Annotated in this window: 16 protein-coding genes; 11 read left to right on the forward strand and 5 right to left on the reverse strand. The window is 71.2% G+C overall.

From position 1 onward, the window contains the following. Positions 1–32: 32 nt before the first annotated feature. Positions 33–1,223 (reverse strand): xylose isomerase, encoded by a 1,191-nt coding sequence (xylA, locus tag GJ743_RS14140; protein WP_155052557.1) that lies wholly within the window; start codon positions 1,221–1,223, stop codon positions 33–35. A 196-nt stretch (positions 1,224–1,419) separates the two neighbouring features. Between xylA and GJ743_RS14145 the strand changes: the two genes are divergently transcribed. From GJ743_RS14145 to GJ743_RS14175, 7 genes are all read left to right on the forward strand, one after another. Then, positions 1,420–2,442, forward strand: a complete 1,023-nt coding sequence (locus tag GJ743_RS14145; protein ID WP_155052558.1) for a LacI family DNA-binding transcriptional regulator — start codon at positions 1,420–1,422, stop codon at positions 2,440–2,442. A 150-nt stretch (positions 2,443–2,592) separates the two neighbouring features. Then, a complete protein-coding gene (locus GJ743_RS14150; protein WP_155052559.1) occupies positions 2,593–3,885 on the forward strand; it encodes an ABC transporter substrate-binding protein in 1,293 nt (430 codons plus the stop codon). A gap of 109 nt (positions 3,886–3,994) precedes the next feature. Then, entirely contained in the window at positions 3,995–5,002 is a 1,008-nt protein-coding gene (locus tag GJ743_RS14155) for a carbohydrate ABC transporter permease (protein WP_155052560.1), read from the forward strand. Further along, positions 4,999–5,949 carry a carbohydrate ABC transporter permease gene (locus GJ743_RS14160; RefSeq protein WP_155052561.1) on the forward strand — a complete coding sequence of 317 codons (951 nt, stop codon included), beginning with the start codon at positions 4,999–5,001 and terminating at the stop codon, positions 5,947–5,949. The genes GJ743_RS14155 and GJ743_RS14160 overlap by 4 nt, the downstream gene beginning before the upstream one ends. After that, entirely contained in the window at positions 5,949–8,096 is a 2,148-nt protein-coding gene (gene yicI, locus GJ743_RS14165; RefSeq protein ID WP_155052562.1) for an alpha-xylosidase, read from the forward strand. Before GJ743_RS14160 ends, yicI begins: the two co-directional genes overlap by 1 nt. A 116-nt stretch (positions 8,097–8,212) precedes the next feature. Continuing rightward, the gene (locus tag GJ743_RS14170; protein WP_328289203.1) at positions 8,213–8,770 is read left to right on the forward strand and encodes a putative immunity protein; all 558 of its coding nucleotides are present in this window, start codon (positions 8,213–8,215) and stop codon (positions 8,768–8,770) included. A 76-nt stretch (positions 8,771–8,846) separates the two neighbouring features. Beyond that, positions 8,847–9,881 (forward strand): LacI family DNA-binding transcriptional regulator, encoded by a 1,035-nt coding sequence (locus tag GJ743_RS14175; protein WP_155052563.1) that lies wholly within the window; start codon positions 8,847–8,849, stop codon positions 9,879–9,881. Positions 9,882–9,946: 65 nt separating this feature from the next. On the opposite strand, the gene mdlC is transcribed toward GJ743_RS14175, so the two are convergent. Both mdlC and GJ743_RS14185 read right to left on the reverse strand, forming a co-directional pair. Continuing rightward, complete coding sequence (gene mdlC / locus GJ743_RS14180) at positions 9,947–11,578, reverse strand: benzoylformate decarboxylase (protein WP_328289204.1); 1,632 nt, start codon at positions 11,576–11,578, stop codon at positions 9,947–9,949. A 98-nt stretch (positions 11,579–11,676) separates the two neighbouring features. Beyond that, positions 11,677–12,042, reverse strand: coding sequence for a DUF2255 family protein (locus GJ743_RS14185; RefSeq protein WP_196217012.1), 366 nt, complete (start codon positions 12,040–12,042; stop codon positions 11,677–11,679). Positions 12,043–12,223: 181 nt separating this feature from the next. On the opposite strand from GJ743_RS14185, the gene GJ743_RS14190 reads away from it, so the two are divergent. From GJ743_RS14190 to GJ743_RS14200, 3 genes are read left to right on the forward strand one after another with little or no spacing between them, the layout of a single operon-like run. Then, on the forward strand, positions 12,224–13,273 hold the full coding sequence (locus GJ743_RS14190) for an alcohol dehydrogenase catalytic domain-containing protein (RefSeq protein ID WP_196217013.1): 1,050 nt from the start codon (positions 12,224–12,226) through the stop codon (positions 13,271–13,273). A gap of 12 nt (positions 13,274–13,285) precedes the next feature. Next, positions 13,286–14,272 carry an aldo/keto reductase gene (locus GJ743_RS14195; protein ID WP_155052566.1) on the forward strand — a complete coding sequence of 329 codons (987 nt, stop codon included), beginning with the start codon at positions 13,286–13,288 and terminating at the stop codon, positions 14,270–14,272. Between the two features lie 58 nt (positions 14,273–14,330). Further along, the gene (locus GJ743_RS14200; RefSeq protein ID WP_155052567.1) at positions 14,331–14,738 is read left to right on the forward strand and encodes a (R)-mandelonitrile lyase; all 408 of its coding nucleotides are present in this window, start codon (positions 14,331–14,333) and stop codon (positions 14,736–14,738) included. Between the two features lie 13 nt (positions 14,739–14,751). On the opposite strand, the gene GJ743_RS14205 is transcribed toward GJ743_RS14200, so the two are convergent. Beyond that, positions 14,752–15,639, reverse strand: coding sequence for a helix-turn-helix transcriptional regulator (locus tag GJ743_RS14205; RefSeq protein ID WP_155052568.1), 888 nt, complete (start codon positions 15,637–15,639; stop codon positions 14,752–14,754). A 102-nt stretch (positions 15,640–15,741) separates the two neighbouring features. Between GJ743_RS14205 and GJ743_RS14210 the strand changes: the two genes are divergently transcribed. Then, positions 15,742–16,026 carry a hypothetical protein gene (locus GJ743_RS14210; protein ID WP_155052569.1) on the forward strand — a complete coding sequence of 95 codons (285 nt, stop codon included), beginning with the start codon at positions 15,742–15,744 and terminating at the stop codon, positions 16,024–16,026. A 16-nt stretch (positions 16,027–16,042) separates the two neighbouring features. Here the strand turns inward: GJ743_RS14210 and GJ743_RS14215 are convergent, their stop codons facing one another. Then, the gene (locus GJ743_RS14215; RefSeq protein ID WP_155052720.1) at positions 16,043–17,299 is read right to left on the reverse strand and encodes an MFS transporter; all 1,257 of its coding nucleotides are present in this window, start codon (positions 17,297–17,299) and stop codon (positions 16,043–16,045) included. Positions 17,300–17,361: the final 62 nt, after the last annotated feature.

Here is a 17,361-nt window from a genome sequence, read left to right on the forward strand (position 1 = left end):
GCGTGGGGCGAGGGCGGGCGGGATGAGGCCGGTCAGCGCGCGCCGAGCAGGTGCTCGGTGGCGAGCTGCTGCAGGCGCACGAACCCGAAGCCCTTGCCGCCGAGGTAGACCGACGGGTCGAAGTCCTCGTACGCCGAGCGGTCGGCGAGGAAGTCGTCGTAGGTCTCGCCCGGGCTGAGGGTCGGCTGCGAGAGCTCCGGCACGCGGGCGGCGGCGAGCGCCTCCTGCACCTCGGGGTCGGCGCGGAACGCCGCGGCCCGCTCCTTCAGCAGCAGGTAGGTGCGCATGTTCGCGGCGGCCGACTCCCAGACGCCGGTCTCGTCCTCGGTGCGCGAGGGCTTGTAGTCGAAGTGGCGCGGGCCCTCATAGGCAGGCACGCCGCCGGGGCCGCCGTTCTCGAGCAGGTCGACGAGCGCGAACGCGTTGTGCAGGTCGCCGTGGCCGAACACGAGGTCCTGGTCGTACTTGATCCCGCGCTGGCCGTTGAGGTCGATGTGGAAGAGCTTGCCGTGGTAGAGCGCCTGCGCGATGCCGGCGGCGAAGTTGAGGCCCGCCATCTGCTCGTGGCCGACCTCGGGGTTGAGGCCGACGAGCTCGGGGCGCTCGAGCGAGTCGATGAACGCGATCGCGTGGCCGAGGGTCGGCAGCAGGATGTCGCCGCGCGGCTCGTTCGGCTTCGGCTCGATGGCGAAGCGGATGTCGTAGCCCTTGTCGGTCACGTAGTCGCCGAGCAGGTTCACGGCCTCGCGGTAGCGCTCGAGCGCGGCGCGGATGTCCTTCGCCGAGTCGTACTCGGCCCCCTCGCGGCCGCCCCACATGACGAACGTCTTCGCGCCGAGCTCGGCGCCGAGGTCGAGCTGGCGGAACACCTTGCGGAGCGCGAAGCGGCGCACCTGGCGGTCGTTCGAGGTGAACCCGCCGTCCTTGAACACGGGCGCCGAGAAGAGGTTCGTGGTGACCATCGGCACGATGAGGCCGGTGTCGGCGAGCGCGCCCTTCAGCCGGTCGATCTGCGTCTGGCGCTCGGCGTCGGACGAGCCGAAGGCGAACAGGTCGTCGTCGTGGAAGGTGAGGCCGTAGGCGCCGAGCTCGGCGAGCTTCTCGACGACGTGCACGACGTCGAGCGCGTTGCGGGTCGGGCCGCCGAACGGGTCGGTGCCGTTGTAGCCCACGGTCCAGAGGCCGAAGGAGAACTTGTCGTCGCGGGTGGGCGCGCTGGCCATGGGTGATCCGCCTTTCAGCGTCATCGATGATTTGTTGGCAAAACAAACATAACCGGATGCCGCGCCTGCGGCAAGTCCGGATCGTCCGGTCGGGAGCCATTTGTTCCTGAATTCCACAAAACCCTTGCGAAACGCTTCGACACCTGCGTAGAGTCCCTCGCAATCAGTCGAAACGCTTCGAGACGATGGAGTCGACATGGCGAAGATCCACGAGGTGGCCAAGGCCGCCGGCGTGTCCATCAGCACCGTGTCGTACGCGCTGAGCGGCAAGCGCTCGATCTCGCCCGACACCCGTCGGCGCATCGAGGAGGCGGCGCGCGAGCTCGACTACCGGCCGAACGCCGGTGCTCGCATGCTCGCCGGCCGTCGCACCCAGATCTTCGCGCTGACCGAGCCGTTCCGGGCCGACACCCACGCGCCCGCGCACATGGCGTTCGTGCTCGCGACCTCCATCGCCGCGCGCAGGTTCGAGTACGACATCCTGCTCCTCACCGAGGAGGAGGCGTCGGCCGGCATGCGCCGGGTCGCGTCGAGCGGGCTCGCCGACGGCGTGCTCGTGCTCGACGTCGCGCCCGACGACGAGCGCGTCGACCTGGCGCGGCGCATCGCGCTGCCCACCGTGTTCATCGGCGTGCCCGACGACCACGAGGGCCTCGTCTGCGTCGACCTCGACTTCGAGGCCGCCGCGGCGCTCGCGGTCGACCGGCTGGCCGACCTCGGTCACCGCTCGATCGGGTTCGTCGGGCATCCGCCGACGGCGTACGAGAAGTCGAACTTCCCGCCGCGCGTGCGGCGGGGGCTCGAGGCTCGCGCTGCCGAGCGCGGCCTGGACTGCACCACCGTCCTGCCCGAGTCCGACGGTCCGCGCCGGGCGCCGGTCCGCGACGCCGTGCGCGGCCTCGTCGAGGCCGGTGCCACGGCGCTCGTGCTGCACTGCGACGACGCGAGCCACGCGGTCGCGCTCGACGAGCTCGCGACGCTCGGCCGTCGCGTGCCCGAGGAGGTGTCGGTCGTCTCCGTGGGGGCGACCTTCGACACCGCCGCCTTCCACCCGCCGATCGACTCCGTCCCGCTCGTGCCGAGCGCGTCGTGCGAGCTCGCGGTCGAGCTCGCCATGCGCATGGTCGACGGCGGCGAGGTCCCGGCGGCCGTCCACCTGATCGCCCCCGAGTACCGGGCGCACGGCTCGACCGCGCCGCCCGGAGGCGCGTCGGACTGACGGACTCCCGCGGCCACGCGGCATCCGTTCGCCCGCAATCGAAGCGCTTCGACAACTCACTCGACCCGACCCGACACACCACCCAACAACCGCACATCCCCGGCACCCACCACCCCACCGGGACCGCACCACCCACACCAGGAGGTAGCAATGAAGCACACCAGAACCCTCGCCGTGGCGGCCTCGGTCGCCGCCCTCGGCCTCGCCCTCAGCGGCTGCTCCGGCAGCGACGCCGGCGGCGACGAGAACACCCTCCGCCTCTGGCACTACGAGGGCGCCGACTCGGCCATGGGCATCGCCTGGGCCGAGGCCATCGAGGTGTTCGAGGAGGAGACCGGCGCCACCGTCGAGTTCGAGGAGAAGAGCTTCGAGCAGATCCGCTCGACGGCCAGCCAGGTCCTGAACTCCGACGAGGCGCCCGACCTGCTCGAGTACAACAAGGGCAACGCCACCGCGGGCCTCCTCTCGAGCGAGGGCCTGCTCACGCCGCTCGACGACGTCGTCGACGAGTACGGCTGGGGCGACCAGCTCGCGCCCGCGCTGCAGACGACGGCGAAGTACGACGAGAACGGCATCATGGGCTCGGGCAGCTGGTACGGCGTGCCGAACTACGGCGAGTTCGTGCAGGTCTACTACAACAAGGACGCGTTCGCCGAGGCCGGCGTCGAGGTGCCGACCACGCTCGCCGAGTTCGAGGACGTGATGCAGACCTTCGCCGACCAGGGCACCACGCCGCTCGCCGAGTCGGCCGCCGAGTACCCGCTCGGCCAGCTCTGGTACCAACTCGCCCTCAGCGAGGCCGACCGGCAGTTCGTGAACGACTACCAGCTCTACGAGAACCCGGTCGACTGGTCGGGCGACGAGATCTCCTCCGCGACCGAGACCGTGAAGGACTGGGTCGACGCGGGCTACATCTCGACGGATGCCTCCGGCCTCAAGGCCGAGGACGCCGGCGTGAGCTTCATCAGCGGCGACGCGCCGATCTTCTACTCGGGCAGCTGGTGGTACGGCCGCTTCCAGAGCGAGATCACCGACTTCGAGTGGGGCACGTTCCTCTTCCCCGAGGCCGAGTTGTCGCCCGGTTCGGCGGGCAACATGTGGGTCGTCCCCGAGCGTGCGCAGAACAAGGAGCTCGCGTACGAGTTCATCGACATCACGATGCGCCCCGAGATCCAGGCCCTGCTCGGCAACAACGGCGGCGTGCCCGTCGCCGCTGAGGAGGCCGACATCACCGACGAGAAGTCCAAGGAGCTCATCGCGAACTTCAACGCGCTGAACGACATGGACGGCATCTCGTTCTACCCCGACTGGCCCACGCCGACGTTCTACGACGAGCTCAACGCCGGGCTCCAGGAGCTCGTGAACGGCACGAAGTCCCCGTCCGAGGTGCAGCAGCAGCTCGGCGAGCAGTACCAGTCTGGCGTCGACGACATCGTCGGCTGACCGGCTCGGATGCCGCGGCGAGTGCGTGCGCCGCGGCATCCGCCCCTCGGGCCCATGCCCCACCCCGGGCCGCAGCGCGGCCCGACCGGACCACCGGAAGGAACCACCCATGTCAGCCCTCGACACCAGGGCCGCGACGACCATCGAGGCGACGGATGCCGCCGGCGGCGGCCGCAGGTCGCGTCGCCGCCCCGCCGGGACGGAGGACGGCCTCATCCCCGGCGCCCGCCGGAGCACCTACTGGCTCTACCTCGTGCCGGGGCTCGCGCTCCTCGCCGTGATCGTCGTCGTGCCGCTCGTCTGGAATGTCTACCTCACGTTCACGGAGTACCGCGGCATCCGCCCGCCCGAGTGGATCGGCCTCGAGAACTGGGTCGAACTCATGGGCGACCGCGTCTTCTGGACGAGCTTCGGCAACTCGATCGCGATGATCCTCGCGATGGTGATCGTGCCGACGCTCCTCGGCCTGCTGCTCGCGGCGATGCTCTTCGACCTCATCGGCCGCAAGTTCGGCGGGAAGCTCGCGAGCTTCCTGCGCGCGACGTACTACCTGCCGCAGATCCTGCCCGCGGTGATCGCGGCGATCGTGATCGGCTGGATCCTGCGCCCGCAGAACGGTGCGCTCAACCAGGTGCTCGAGGCGATCGGCCTCGGCGAGCTCCAGCACAACTGGCTGGGCAGCCCCGACACCGCCCTGCCGAGCCTTATGGTCATCATGGTCTGGGTGCAGCTCGGCTACCCGATCGTCATCTTCATGGCCGCATTGCAGCGCGTCGACCCCGAGCTGTACGAGGCCGCCGAGCTCGACGGGGCGAACTGGTTCCAGCGGTTCCGCGCGATCACGCTCGGCATGATCCGCCCCGAGATCTTCGTCGTCACCCTGACCTGCACGATCGCGGCCCTCAAGGTCTTCGGCCCGGTCTACGCCCTGACCGGCGGCGGTCCCGGCACCTCGACGATCGTGCCCGCCTACTACGCGTACAGCGAGTTCTTCCAGTCGCAGCAGGTCGGCTACGGCGCGACCATCGCGACCGCGCTCACGGTCGTGATCGCCGCGGTCAGCGTGCTGTTCATCCTCGCCCAGCACCGCATGGAGAAGAAGGAGGCCGAGCGATGAGCGCCATCATCGAAGAGCTCGACCCCGAGCGCCGCGACGTCGAACTGCCGACGGATGCCGCGCCCGCGCCCGACACGGAACGCCCGCGCCGAGTCATCCGCTCGCGCCGCCCCGGCGGCCCCAACACGCGGAAGCCCGGCGACTGGCTCGTGCTCGCCGTCGCCGTCGTGCTCGGCTTCTTCATCGCCGTGCCGTTCCTGCTGATCCTCGTCAACTCGTTCAAGTCGCCGGCCGACTACAACACGTCGGGCCCGCTGACGCTGCCGACCGAGTTCTACTTCGACGGCATCGTCGCGTTCTGGGAGCGCGTGAACTTCCCCGAGAAGCTCTGGAACAGCGTCTTCATCTCGGGCCTCGTCGCGGTGTTCGCGGTGCTCATCTCGATGTTCAACGCGTTCGCGCTCGGCATCGGCCGCGTGAAGGGCCGGCTGTGGATCGTCGTGCTCATCCTGCTCGCGAACATGCTGCCGCAGGAGGTGCTGCTCTACCCGCTGTACTTCATGTTCAAGGAGGCGGGGCTGTACGACAGCCAGTGGGCGGTCATCATCATCTTCACGGTCATCCAGTCGGCGTTCGGCACCTACCTGCTCGCGTCGGTGTACTCGACGTTCCCGAGGGAGCTGCTCGAGGCGGCCTCGCTCGACGGCGCCTCGCGCTGGCAGATCCTCTGGCGCGTGGTCTACCCGATCTCGAGGCCGACCCTGTCGGTCCTGCTCATCTTCTTCTTCATCTGGACGTGGAACGAGTTCCTGATCCCGCTGACCTTCCTCGTGTCGAACGCGACGCAGACGGTGCCGGTGGCGATCACTGTGCTCCAGGGCGACCGGCTGATGGACGTCACCACGACGAGCGCGTCGGCCCTCCTCGGCCTCATCCCGACGCTCGTGTTCTTCCTCATCTTCCAGCGCACCCTCACGCGCGGTATCACGGCAGGAGCGGTCAAGTAATGAAGTTCACCGACGGGTTCTGGCACACCCGACCCGGCGTCGAGGCGCTGTACGCCCAGGAGGCGCGCGACCTCGCCGTCGAGCGCGGCGCCGACGGTCGCGACGAGCTGGTCGTCTGGGCGCCCACGCGCGTGATCGCCGCACGCGGCGACACGCTCAACCGGCCCATGCTCACGGTCTCGCTCGCGAGCGTCGCCGAGGGCGTCATCCGCGTGCGGGTCGAGCACCACTGCGGCACGCCGCGCGACGTGGGGTTCGAGATCGCAGCGGATGACGCGTACCGCGCGTCGCTCTCGGTCGACGCCGAGGGCGGCGTCGTCGACGCCGGTTCGCTGCGCGCCCGAGTCCGCCGCGGCGCCCCGTGGGAGCTGACGTTCGAGGACGCGGCGGGAGCGCCGCTCACGGCGAGCGGCCATAAGTCGGTCGGCTACCTGAAGCTCGCGCCGGGCGCTCCCGTCGCGGCCGAGCCGACGGGTGTGACCGGCATCACGACGACGGGGCTCGCCGAGGCATCCGCCTACCTGCACACCCAGCTCTCGCTCGGCGTCGGCGAGCTGGTCTACGGGCTGGGCGAACGGTTCGGGCCGCTCGTGAAGAACGGGCAGACGGTCGACATCTGGAACGCCGACGGCGGCACGTCGAGCGAGCAGGCGTACAAGAACGTGCCGTTCTACCTGACGAACCGCGGCTACGGCGTGCTCGTGAACCATGCGGGCCACGTCTCGTTCGAGGTCGGCTCGGAGGCCGTCGAGCAGGTGCAGTTCTCGGTCGCGGGGGAGTGCCTGGAGTACTTCGTGATCGCCGGCCCGACGCCGGCCGACGTGCTCGATCGCTACACGCGACTGAGCGGCCGGCCCGCGCGGGTGCCCGACTGGTCGTACGGACTCTGGCTCTCGACGAGCTTCACGACCGACTACGACGAGGAGACCGTCAACGCCTTCATCGACGGCATGGCCGAGCGCGACATCCCGCTCGAGGTCTTTCACTTCGACTGCTTCTGGATGCGCGAGTTCCACTGGACCGACTTCCAGTGGGACCCGGCGGTCTTCCCCGACCCCGAGGGCATGCTCGACCGGCTGCACGCGCGCGGCCTGCGGGTGAGCGCGTGGCTGAACCCCTACATCGCGCAGCGCTCGCAGCTGTTCCGCGAGGGGCTCGAGCACGGCTACCTCGTGCGGCGAGCGGATGGCTCGGTGTGGCAGTGGGACCTCTGGCAGGCCGGCATGGCGCTCGTCGACTTCACGAACCCCGAGGCGACGCGGTGGTTCCAGGAGCACCTGCGCGGTCTCATCGCGCAGGGGGTCGACGCCATCAAGACCGACTTCGGCGAGCGGATCCCGATCGACGTGGTCTGGCACGACGGCAGCGACCCCGAGGCGATGCACCACCGCTACACCGATCTCTACAACCGGGCCGTGTTCGAGGTGCTCGAGGCGGAGCGAGGGGCCGGCGAGGCCGTGCTGTTCGCCCGTTCGGCCACGGCGGGCGGCCAGTCGATGCCCGTGCACTGGGGCGGCGACAACTCCTCGACCTTCACCTCGATGGCCGAGAGCCTGCGCGGCGGCCTGTCGCTCGCGCTCAGCGGCTTCGGCTACTGGAGTCACGACATCGGCGGGTTCGAGGGCAGCCCCGACCCGGCGGTCTTCAAGCGCTGGCTCGCGTTCGGCCTGCTCTCGAGCCACTCGCGGCTGCACGGGTCGACGAGCTACCGGGTGCCGTGGGCGTTCGACAATGGGGACGAGGCACCCGGGCAGTCGGCCGTCGAGGTGGCGCGCACGTTCGCGACGCTCAAGGCGTCGCTCCGGCCGTACCTCGTCGCCGCGGGCGAGGAGGCGCACCGCACCGGCACGCCGATCATGCGGCCCATGCCGCTCGCGTTCCCCGGCGACCCCGCGGTCGCGTACCTCGACCGGCAGTACCTGCTCGGGCCCGACCTGCTCGTCGCGCCCGTGTTCTCGGCGTCGGGAGAGGTCGAGTACTACCTGCCGACCGGCACGTGGACGAACTGGTTCACGCGGGAGGCCGTCGAGGGCGGCGCCTGGCGGCGCGAGCGGCACGGGTTCGACACCGTGCCGCTGTGGATCCGCGGCGGCGCGGTCATCCCGGTGGTCGGCGAGGACGGCACGCCGGACGTCGTGCGCGGCTGAGGCCACCGTGGCATCCGCTGGGGGAGCGGGTGGAAAGGTGAACCGCGACCACCTTTCCACCGGACCTGCGGAGCGAGGCCGCCATCGGAGATCGGTCGGTATGCGAGGCTGATTCAGTGCCTTCCCCTCAGTCGCTGAGCGAAGCAGACCGCCGCACGGTCGCGGCATGGGCAGCCGACTGCGCTGAGCGAGTCCTCGGCGTGTTCGAGGCCGAGGCTCCCTCGGATGCCCGGCCGCGTGAGGCCATCGCGCGAGCGCGCGCGTTCGCGCGCGGCGAGCTCGCCACCGCCGGGGAGATCCGACGACGCTTCGTGGCCGGTCGGGCCGCGCGCGCGGTGAGTTCACCTGCGGCCGTTGCGGCGGCCCGGGCCGCGGCGCAGGCCGCCGGCGTCGCCCACATGGGCGCGCACGCACTCGGCGCGGCCGCGTATGCCGCGAAGGCCGCCGGGCTGGCCGGGTCAGATCGGCCGGATTCCCTCCACGAGGAGGTCTCCTGGCAGTTGCATCATCTGACCGACCGGACTAAGTCTGCGCTGCGGAAGTTGCCCCCGGTGGGCGAGGACTCGGCCGGTCCGCTCGGCTCGGGACTTCTCGCGTCCGGAGTGCTCGGCTCGATCATCCGGGAGATCCAGGCCGGCCTGAGCGACGCCCCGCCGCGCCACGACATCCCATAGCGGGGATCGACGTAGCGCGAGTACCCGCCGGGGTGTCCGGATGGTGATCGTAAGTTTCGACGCTAGACTTCGAAACATGACAACGGATGCCGCGCCCGGACGCGTCACGCTCGCCGACATCGCCGCGGAGGCGGGCGTGTCGCTCGCGACGATCTCGAAGGTGCTGAACGGCCGATCGGATGTCGCGGCCTCGACTCGCGCCCGCGTCGAGCAGGTCCTCGCCGAGCGCGGATACCGGCGCCGGGGCGGCGGGCGGTCGGAGGCGCGCGCCGAGCTCCTCGAACTCGTCTTCCACGAGCTCGACCCGATCTGGTCGATGGAGGTCATCGACGGCGTCGAGTCGGTCGCGAAGCAGCACGGGCTCTCCGTCGTGCTGACGGTGAGTGGAACCCGCCACTCGCCCGACCCCGACTGGGTCGAGGGCGTCATGCGCAGGCGGCCCGTCGGGGTCGTGCTCGTCTTCAGCGACCTGGCGCCCGAGTACCACGAGCAGCTCAACTCGCGAGCCATCCCGTTCGTCATCGTCGACCCGGCCGGCGACCCCTCGCCCGACGTGCCGTCGGTCGGCTCCGCGAACTGGTCGGGCGGGCTCGCCGCGACGCGGCACCTCATCGAGCTCGGCCACCAGCGCATCGCGGCGATCACGGGCCCGGCCGACATGATGTGCTCGCTCGCGCGCATCGACGGCTACCGGTCGGCGATGAACTCCGCGGGGCTCCCGATCGACGAGGAGTGGATCCGGTTCGGCGACTTCCACGTCTCCGGCGGGCGCGACCGAGCCCGCGAGCTGCTCGACCGCGACATCCGCCCCACCGCGATCTTCGCCGGCAGCGACATGCAGGCGCTCGGCGTGCTCGAGGCGGCGCGCGAGCGCGGCATCCGCGTGCCCGAAGATCTCTCGGTCGTCGGCTACGACGACATCCCGCTCGCGCGCTGGCTCACGCCGAAGCTCACGACCGTGCACCAGCCGCTGCGACGCATGGGCGAGGAGGCGGCGCGCCTGGCCATCCGCCTCGCCGAGGAGCCGGTCGAGCCCGGCGCGCCCACGCCGCGCATGGACCTCGCGACGAGCCTCGTCGTGCGCGACAGCACGGCCGCTCCCGCGGGGTAGTCGCCGACGTGGGCCGGTCGCCGACGCGGGCCGGACGCCCACGCAGGCCGGCCGCCGGCCGCCGGCTAGAGCAGCGAGGGCACCGTCGGCGTCACCGGCACGACGATGACGGAGGGGCCCTTGTGCTCGAGCGCGTGCGCGAGCGCCGACCGCACCGCGTCCTCCGAGTCGGCCTCGACGCCGCGGCATCCGTAGCCCTTCGCGAGCGAGACGATGTCGAGACCGGGGATGTCGAGGCCCGGCACGCCGGGCGTCTCCTCGAGCTCCGCGAACGACTTGAGGATCGCGTACTCGCCGTTGCGCGGCACCACGACGATCAGGTGCGCGTGGTGCTGCGCCGCAGTCCAGAGCGCCTGGATCGAGTACTGCAGCGAGCCGTCGCCCATCACCGCGAGCACGGGGCGGTTCCGGCCGGTCGTGCGCTCCGCGAGTGCGATGCCCACTGAGGCCGGCAGGTTCCAGCCCAGGCTCCCCGAGGCGAAGGTGAAGAACGTGTCGGGCACCTCGACGGGCCAGGCCGCGTGCAGCTCGGCGAGGTTCGACGGCGACTCCTCGACGAGCACGGTGTCGGGCGGGGTCGCCTCGCGGAGGATCCGGAACAGCTGCAGCGGCGTGAGCACGCCCTCGGGTGCCTCGCGGTCAGCGTCGGGCGAGACCGCGTTCGGAGCCATCCGGTGCGGTTGCACGTCGACCGTGCGCATCGGGGCCGGGCGTGCCTCGATGATCTCGGTGAGCGCCTGCATGGTGAGCAGCGGGTCGCCGAGCAGACTGTCGCCCACGGGTGCCTTGGCCGTCTCCGCCGGATCGTCGGAGACGTGCAGCAACTGGAGGCCGTCGGGCAGGTACGGGCCGGGGACGTAGGGGTAGTAGCGGAAGACGGGCGCGCCGATCACGATCGCGACGTCGTGCCCGGCGAGCTTCTCGGCGAGCGGGCCGATCGCGAACGGCAGGCCGCCCGCGTAGAGCGGATGGTGCTCGGGGAACGGCGCGCGCTCCGAGGCGGGCGCCGCCCACACCGTCGCGTTCAATCGCTCGGCGAAGTCAACCGCCTGGTCCCACCCCTGCTCGCGGGCGATCGAAGCGCCGAGGATCAAGGCCGGATGACTCGCCGACGACAGGCGCACGGCGAACTCCGCGATGCGCGCCGGATCGGGCGCGATCCGGTTCGCGACCCGGCGGACGACCGCGGGACCGTCGGCCTCGCGATCCCAGTCGTCCAGCGGGATCGAGAGGAAGACGGGGCCCTGCGGCGGTTGCGTCGCGACCGCGTACGCGCGCATGAACGCGGCCGGAACGTCGCCGGCGCGCACCGGCTCGTAGCTCCACTTGACCCACGGCTTCGGCAGCGCCGATGGTTCGATGTTCGTCAGCCACGGCTCCATGAGCAGCATGTCGCGCGTCTGGTTACCGGCCGTCACGATGAGCGGCGTTCGGTTCATGAACGCGGTCAGGATGTTCGACATCCCGTTCGACAGGCCCGCCGACGTGTGCACGTTGACGAGCGTCGGCCTGCGCGTCGCCTGCGCGAACCCGTCGGCCGCACCGACGGCAGCCGCCTCGGCGAGCGTCTGCACGTAGGTGAAGTCGGATGGGAAGTCCTTGAGGAAGGTCTCCTCGGTCGAGCCCGGATTGCCGAACACGGTCGTCAGGCCCAGATCGCGGAACAGTCGGAACGTCGCTTCTCGCACGGTGACCACGTCGCCTCGCCCCCTCGGCATTCCCCGGCGGTCTCGGCGCACACCCTGCCAGAGCGGTGCGGATGCCGCAACGGCCCGAGGGCCCGCGAGGCCTCCGATCAGCGCAGCTCGATGCGCAGGGTCGTCTCAGTGGCCGGGCTCATGATCATCGCCTGCGTCGAGCTGCCGTTGCCGTATTTCGCCACGAACGCGGCATCGATCTCCGCGTCGTGGGAGGCGTCGGGGACGAACGCGACGTCGACCGTCCGGCCGCCCCACATGATCGCGCCCTCGTGGTGGTGCTGCACGCCTCGATACCACTGCCCGTCGGGTCCCTTGTAGGAGCGCACGTACACCGCGTCGTCCACGACGACGAGCCAGACGATCGTGAGCCGGCGCAGTGAACCGTCCGCGCGGCGGCCCGCCACTCGGACCTCGCGGACCCGATCGAGCACGGCGAGGTCGTCGGCGGTCCACGTGGGCATGGGGCCTCCATTCGTCGCGGCAGCTCCCTCCATGCTCCGGGCATTGCCGTCTCGGAGGGAGGCCCTGCGGGTACCTGTCACGGGAGTGACTCCCGCGCGCAAGGATGGCGCGGTCGGATGGACTCACGGCCCATGCGCGACGCGCGTGCGGCATCCATCCGAGAAGGAGACGAACCACCCCATGAAGGCCACGTTCATGTACGGCGCCGGCGACGTCCGCGTCGAGACGGTGCCCGACCCCGTGATCCAGCAGCCCACCGACGCCATCGTCCGCGCGGTGCGCGCCTGCGTGTGCGGCAGCGACCTGCACCCGTACCACTCCATGCCCAGTGCCGAGCACGGCGCCGCGATGGGGCACGAGCTCATCGGCGTCGTCGAGGAGATCGGCGCCGCGGTCACGACGGTGCGGAAGGGCGACTTCGTCATCGTGCCGTTCGCGTTCAGCGACAACACCTGCCCGTTCTGCCGGGAAGGCGTCCAGACCTCGTGCCCGCACGGCGGGTTCTTCGGACCGGCGTCCGGCAGCGGGCTCCAGGCCGAGCTCGCCCGCGTGCCCCAGGCCGACGGCACCCTCGTCGTCGTGCCCGACCTCGACCCCGCGTCGGCGTCCGAGCCGCTGCTCGCCTCGCTCCTGACCCTCTCCGACGTCTACCTCACCGGCTACCACGCCGCGCACATGGGCCGGGTCGCGTCAGGCAAGACCGTCACCGTGATCGGCGACGGTGCAGTCGGCCTCTCGGCCGTGCTCGCCTCGAGCCGGCTCGGGGCGGAGCGGATCATCCTGATGGGCCGTCACGCGTCACGCACCGACCTCGGCGTCGCGTGGGGCGCCACCGATATCGTCGCCGAACGCGGCGAGGAGGGCATCGCGAAGGTCATGGACCTCACGGGCGGCGAGGGCAGCCATGTCGTCCTCGAGGCGGTCGGCCACCTGCCCGCATGCGAGCAGGCCTACGGCGTCGTCCGCGCGGGCGGCGTGATCTCGCGGGTCGGCGTGCCCCAGTACGAGGCGGCGCCGATCGGGTTCGGGTCGCTCTTCGGCAAGAACGCGACCCTCACCGGCGGCCCCGCCCCGGTCCGCGCCTACCTCGAACCCGCGATCCGCCAGGTGCTCGAGGGCGAGATCGACTCGGGGCGCGTCTTCGACCACACGGTCGGGATCGACGACGTCGCCGACGGGTATGCATCGATGGATGCACGCGAGACGCTGAAGGTCATGATCGGATTCTGAGGAGGACACACCATGCACACCAGGGCACTCGGCCAGGGCCTCGAGGTCTCGGCGATCGGGCTCGGCGCGATGGGCATGTCGATGAGCTACGGCCCCAACCCGGGCGACCGCGACGACATGATCGGCGTGCTCCGCTACGCGGTCGAGCAGGGCGTGACGTTCATCGACACCGCCGAGGTGTACGGTCCGTACGTCAACGAGGAGCTCGTCGGCGAGGCGATCGCGCCGATGCGGGACCGGGTCGTCATCGCGACGAAGTTCGGCTGGAACATCGTCGACGGCGCGATGCAGGGCGTCGACTCCCGGCCCGAGCAGATCCGCCGGGTGGCCGACGGCTCGCTCCGCCGCCTCGGCGTCGACCGGATCGACCTGTTCTACCAGCACCGCGTCGACCCCGACGTCCCGATCGAGGACGTCGCGGGCGCGGTCGGCGAGCTCGTCGCCGAGGGCAAGGTCGCGCACTTCGGGCTCTCGGAGGCCGGCGCCGCGACCATCCGCCGGGCGCACGCGGTGCACCCCGTCGCGGCCGTGCAGAGCGAGTACTCGCTCTGGACCCGCGACCCGGAAGGCTCCGTGCTGCCCGCCTGCGCCGAACTCGGCATCGGCTTCGTGCCGTTCAGTCCGCTCGGCAAGGGATTCTTCACCGGCACGGTGGCTCCCGACGCGACCTTCGGCTCCGGGGAGATCCGTGCGCGCGTCCCGCGGTTCGAGGCCGAGAACATGGCCGCGAACCAAGCGCTCGTCGACCACGTGCGCGACGTCGCGGAGCGCCGCGGGGGCACGCCGGCGCAGGTCGCGCTCGCCTGGCTGCTCGCGCAGCATCCGTTCATCGTGCCGATCCCGGGCACGCGCCGCCGCGAGCGCATCGACGAGAACGCCGGCGCGACCGCGCTCGCGCTGTCGGCCGACGACATCGCCGACCTCGACCGGCTGGTCGAGCGGATCGGCGTAGCCGGAAACCGCTACGACGACGGCGGCATGCGCATGGTCGGGCTCTGACACGGACCCGCGACGAGATCGTCCGCGACCGCTCACACCGCACGAGAGGAACACCGTCATGAGCACCGAGAAGCTCCCGAACCATCCGACCGCCAAGGGCCCCGAGGCGTGGTTCGCCGGGGACGTCTACTTCAACGCCTACTACGCCGGCGCCGAGCCGTCGCGGGCGCGACTGAACCTGGTGCGCTTCACCCCCGGCGCGCACACGGCATGGCACCGGCACACCGTCGGCCAGACGCTGCACGTGACGGAGGGATACGGCTACGTGCAGTCGCGCGGCGGCGAGCTCATCCAGTTGCGCCCGGGCGACACCGTCCACACGCCGGCGGGCGAGTGGCACTGGCACGGGGCATCCGCCGAGCAGTTCATGTGCCACCTCGCCCTGTGGGAGGCGCCCGACCCCCTGTCGGGCGAGCCCGAGACGGAGTGGGGAGAGAAGCTCACGCCCGAGGAGTACCCGGGCTGATCGCCCGTCCGGTTCAGGCGGTGGATGCTCCGGCGTCCACCGCCTGGAACTCGGCGGCATGGGTGGCGGCCCACGAGGCGAGCAGCTTCAGTCCGTCGGCCGACGGCGAGCCGGCCGGCGCCGTGTAGACGTTGAGCACGAGGCCCGGCTCGCTCGGCAGGTCCATCGACTCGTAGTCGAGGTCGAGGTCGCCGATCACGGGGTGGTGCAGGCGCTTGCGCCCGCTGCGGTGGAACTTCACGTCGCGCGACGCCCACCGCTCGCGGAACTGCTCGCTCTGCGTCGACAGCTCGCCGACCAGCTTCACGAGCTCGGGGTCGTGCGGGTTCTTCCCGACCTCCATCCGCAGCATCGCGGCGGCGTCGTGCATGACGAGGTCGTGGTCGCGCCAGAACTCGCGCGCGGCGGGGTTGAGGTAGGCGAAGCGCGTCGTGTTGACGGGCCGGTGCGGGTCGTCGAAGACGGGTGCGTAGAGCGCCCGCCCGAGCAGGTTGGCGGCGAGGATGTCGTGTCGGCCGTTCCGCACCCAGGCCGGCGCCTCGGTGAACGCGTCGAGCACCTGCTGCACGGCCGGCCGCACGCCGACCTTCGGCTTCGCGGCGCGCCTCGGCGCCGGGCCGGCGGCACGCGCGAGGTCGTACAGGTACTGCCGCTCCGCCTCGTCGAGCTGGAGGGTGTTCGCGAGCGCGTCGAGCACGCTGTCGGACGCACCGGCGAGGTTGCCGCGCTCAAGTCGCACGTAGTAGTCGACGGAGACGCCCGCGAGCATCGCGACCTCCTCGCGGCGGAGGCCCTTCACGCGCCGGTTCCCGCCGTACGCCGGCAGTCCCGCCTGCTCCGGCGTGATGCGAGCTCGGCGCGTGCTCAGGAACTCCCTGATCTCGGCGCGGATGTCACCCATGACCCCAACGGTAGGCCGCTTCGGACCCGTGAGGGAGGGCCTGCGAGGGCCTGCCTCGCGGTGCCACTGACCGCAGCGACATCCGCGTCGTAGAGTCGAGCCATGGGGGAGAACACACTGCATGCGGTCGCGCGGCCGCACCTGAGCGACACGGTCCAGAACTCGGGATGGTCGATCGCGGTCTCGGCCGGCGACGGGCGGGTGCTCGACGTCGAGGTCGTGCACCCGCGGGACATCGGCGCCGACGGCGACGAGGCGGCGATCCGCGAGAAGCTCGCGAAGCGCTACGACGTCTCGGGCCTCGAGTTCGAGCGCGGCGTCGAGGAGACCGACGACGGGCTGCGCGAGCCGGTGATCCGGATCACCGGGCTGCGGGCGGCCTCCTAGTCGTCGCCTGTCGCCCTCACGCGCCGCCGGCGACGGGGATTGGCCGAGTGAGCGGCGGCTCCGCCGCGCGCCGCGAGGTCAGGAGCGCGCGGTGCACGCGCCACGCGGCGAACACCGCGACCACGCTCACGCCGAGGTGCATCCAGAGGAAGCCGTCGACGAGGCCGGCGCCGAGCAGCACCCCGGCCACGAGCGGACCGGCCGCCGTGAACGCCGTCTGCAGCGCCGCCATCGTGCCGAGCGTCTGCCCGACCATGCCCTTCGGTGCGAGCGATGCGGTCAGCGGGTTCAACACCGGGCTGTAGATCGTCTCGCCGACCGCGAAGACGCCGTACGTCGTGACGAAGATCGCCGCGGCGAGGCCGGGCGCGAGCTGCGCGGCCGAGAGCCCGAGCCACGCGACCACCCAGATCGCTCCGACGCCCATGAGCAGCACGGGCGCGCTCCGCTTGGCCGTGAGGCGCACCATGACGACCTGGATCGCGACGATCACGAGGCAGTTCACGGCCGCCGCGGTGCCGATCACGCTGGGGTCGACGCCGAGCACGGTGATGCCGTACGCCGGCAGCCCCGCCTCGAACTGCGCGTAGAAGCCGAGGGCGAGCGTGATCGTCACGATCGCGGTCCAGCGCAGCGCCGGGGTGGCGAAGATGATGCGCACGATGCCGCGCGAGCGCGCCTCGACGGCGCGGATCGAGCCGGTGGGGTCGGAGGCGAAGTCGGTCGGCACGACGGCGCCCCGGCCGGCGAGCCAGATGATGACGGATGACACGGCGAAGCCCGCCGCGGCCATGAGGAAGCCGACGTCGAGCCCGTCGTGCCGGTCGAGGTCGACCAGGAGCCCGGCGATGAACGCGCCCGCGGCCATGCCGAGCGCCTCGCCGGTGAACTTGTAGGCGAACACCTTGCGGCGGTCGTCGCTCGAGGACCACTGCAGTGCGAGCACCTGCTTGGCCGGCGCGGCGGCCGAGAGGCCCATGCCGAAGACGAGCATGCCCGCGAGGAACGCGCCGGGTTCGTCGGCGGCGATGAGCGAGGCCGCGGCGGCGGCGCCGACCAACTGGGCGGCGACGGCGACCCGCACGGGCGGGAACCGGTCGCTCAGGCGGCCTGCGAGCGGTGCGGCCACGAGCGCGCCCACCGAGAAGAGCGATGCGGCGCCGGCCGCGACGAGTGCGCCCCAGTCCCTCGTCTCGGCGGCATAGGCGTACTGGTAGGGCAGGATCCCGCCCCATCCCAGGGAACCGATGCTCGAGGCGAGGACGAGCAGCATCGCGCGCACGGGCGCACTCCTTTCGCGTGGTCGACCGTCGAACGATCGATGACGGATGCCGC

The organism is Agromyces bracchium, assembly GCF_009709675.1.
In the GTDB taxonomy this organism is placed as follows: Bacteria; Actinomycetota; Actinomycetes; order Actinomycetales; family Microbacteriaceae; genus Agromyces; species Agromyces bracchium.

Excerpts from the sequence above, each read along its gene's own strand:
- GJ743_RS14175 (WP_155052563.1), top strand. The coding sequence starts at position 8,847 with ATGACAACGGATGCCGCGCCCGGACGCGTCACGCTCGCCGACATCGCC.
- GJ743_RS14155 (WP_155052560.1), top strand. The coding sequence starts at position 3,995 with ATGTCAGCCCTCGACACCAGGGCCGCGACGACCATCGAGGCGACGGAT.
- GJ743_RS14190 (WP_196217013.1), top strand. The coding sequence starts at position 12,224 with ATGAAGGCCACGTTCATGTACGGCGCCGGCGACGTCCGCGTCGAGACG.
- GJ743_RS14210 (WP_155052569.1), top strand. The coding sequence starts at position 15,742 with ATGGGGGAGAACACACTGCATGCGGTCGCGCGGCCGCACCTGAGCGAC.
- GJ743_RS14145 (WP_155052558.1), top strand. The coding sequence starts at position 1,420 with ATGGCGAAGATCCACGAGGTGGCCAAGGCCGCCGGCGTGTCCATCAGC.
- yicI (WP_155052562.1), top strand. The coding sequence starts at position 5,949 with ATGAAGTTCACCGACGGGTTCTGGCACACCCGACCCGGCGTCGAGGCG.
- GJ743_RS14150 (WP_155052559.1), top strand. The coding sequence starts at position 2,593 with ATGAAGCACACCAGAACCCTCGCCGTGGCGGCCTCGGTCGCCGCCCTC.
- xylA (WP_155052557.1), bottom strand. The coding sequence starts at position 1,223 with ATGGCCAGCGCGCCCACCCGCGACGACAAGTTCTCCTTCGGCCTCTGG.
- GJ743_RS14215 (WP_155052720.1), bottom strand. The coding sequence starts at position 17,299 with ATGCTGCTCGTCCTCGCCTCGAGCATCGGTTCCCTGGGATGGGGCGGG.
- GJ743_RS14200 (WP_155052567.1), top strand. The coding sequence starts at position 14,331 with ATGAGCACCGAGAAGCTCCCGAACCATCCGACCGCCAAGGGCCCCGAG.
- GJ743_RS14160 (WP_155052561.1), top strand. The coding sequence starts at position 4,999 with ATGAGCGCCATCATCGAAGAGCTCGACCCCGAGCGCCGCGACGTCGAA.
- GJ743_RS14195 (WP_155052566.1), top strand. The coding sequence starts at position 13,286 with ATGCACACCAGGGCACTCGGCCAGGGCCTCGAGGTCTCGGCGATCGGG.
- GJ743_RS14205 (WP_155052568.1), bottom strand. The coding sequence starts at position 15,639 with ATGGGTGACATCCGCGCCGAGATCAGGGAGTTCCTGAGCACGCGCCGA.
- GJ743_RS14185 (WP_196217012.1), bottom strand. The coding sequence starts at position 12,042 with ATGCCCACGTGGACCGCCGACGACCTCGCCGTGCTCGATCGGGTCCGC.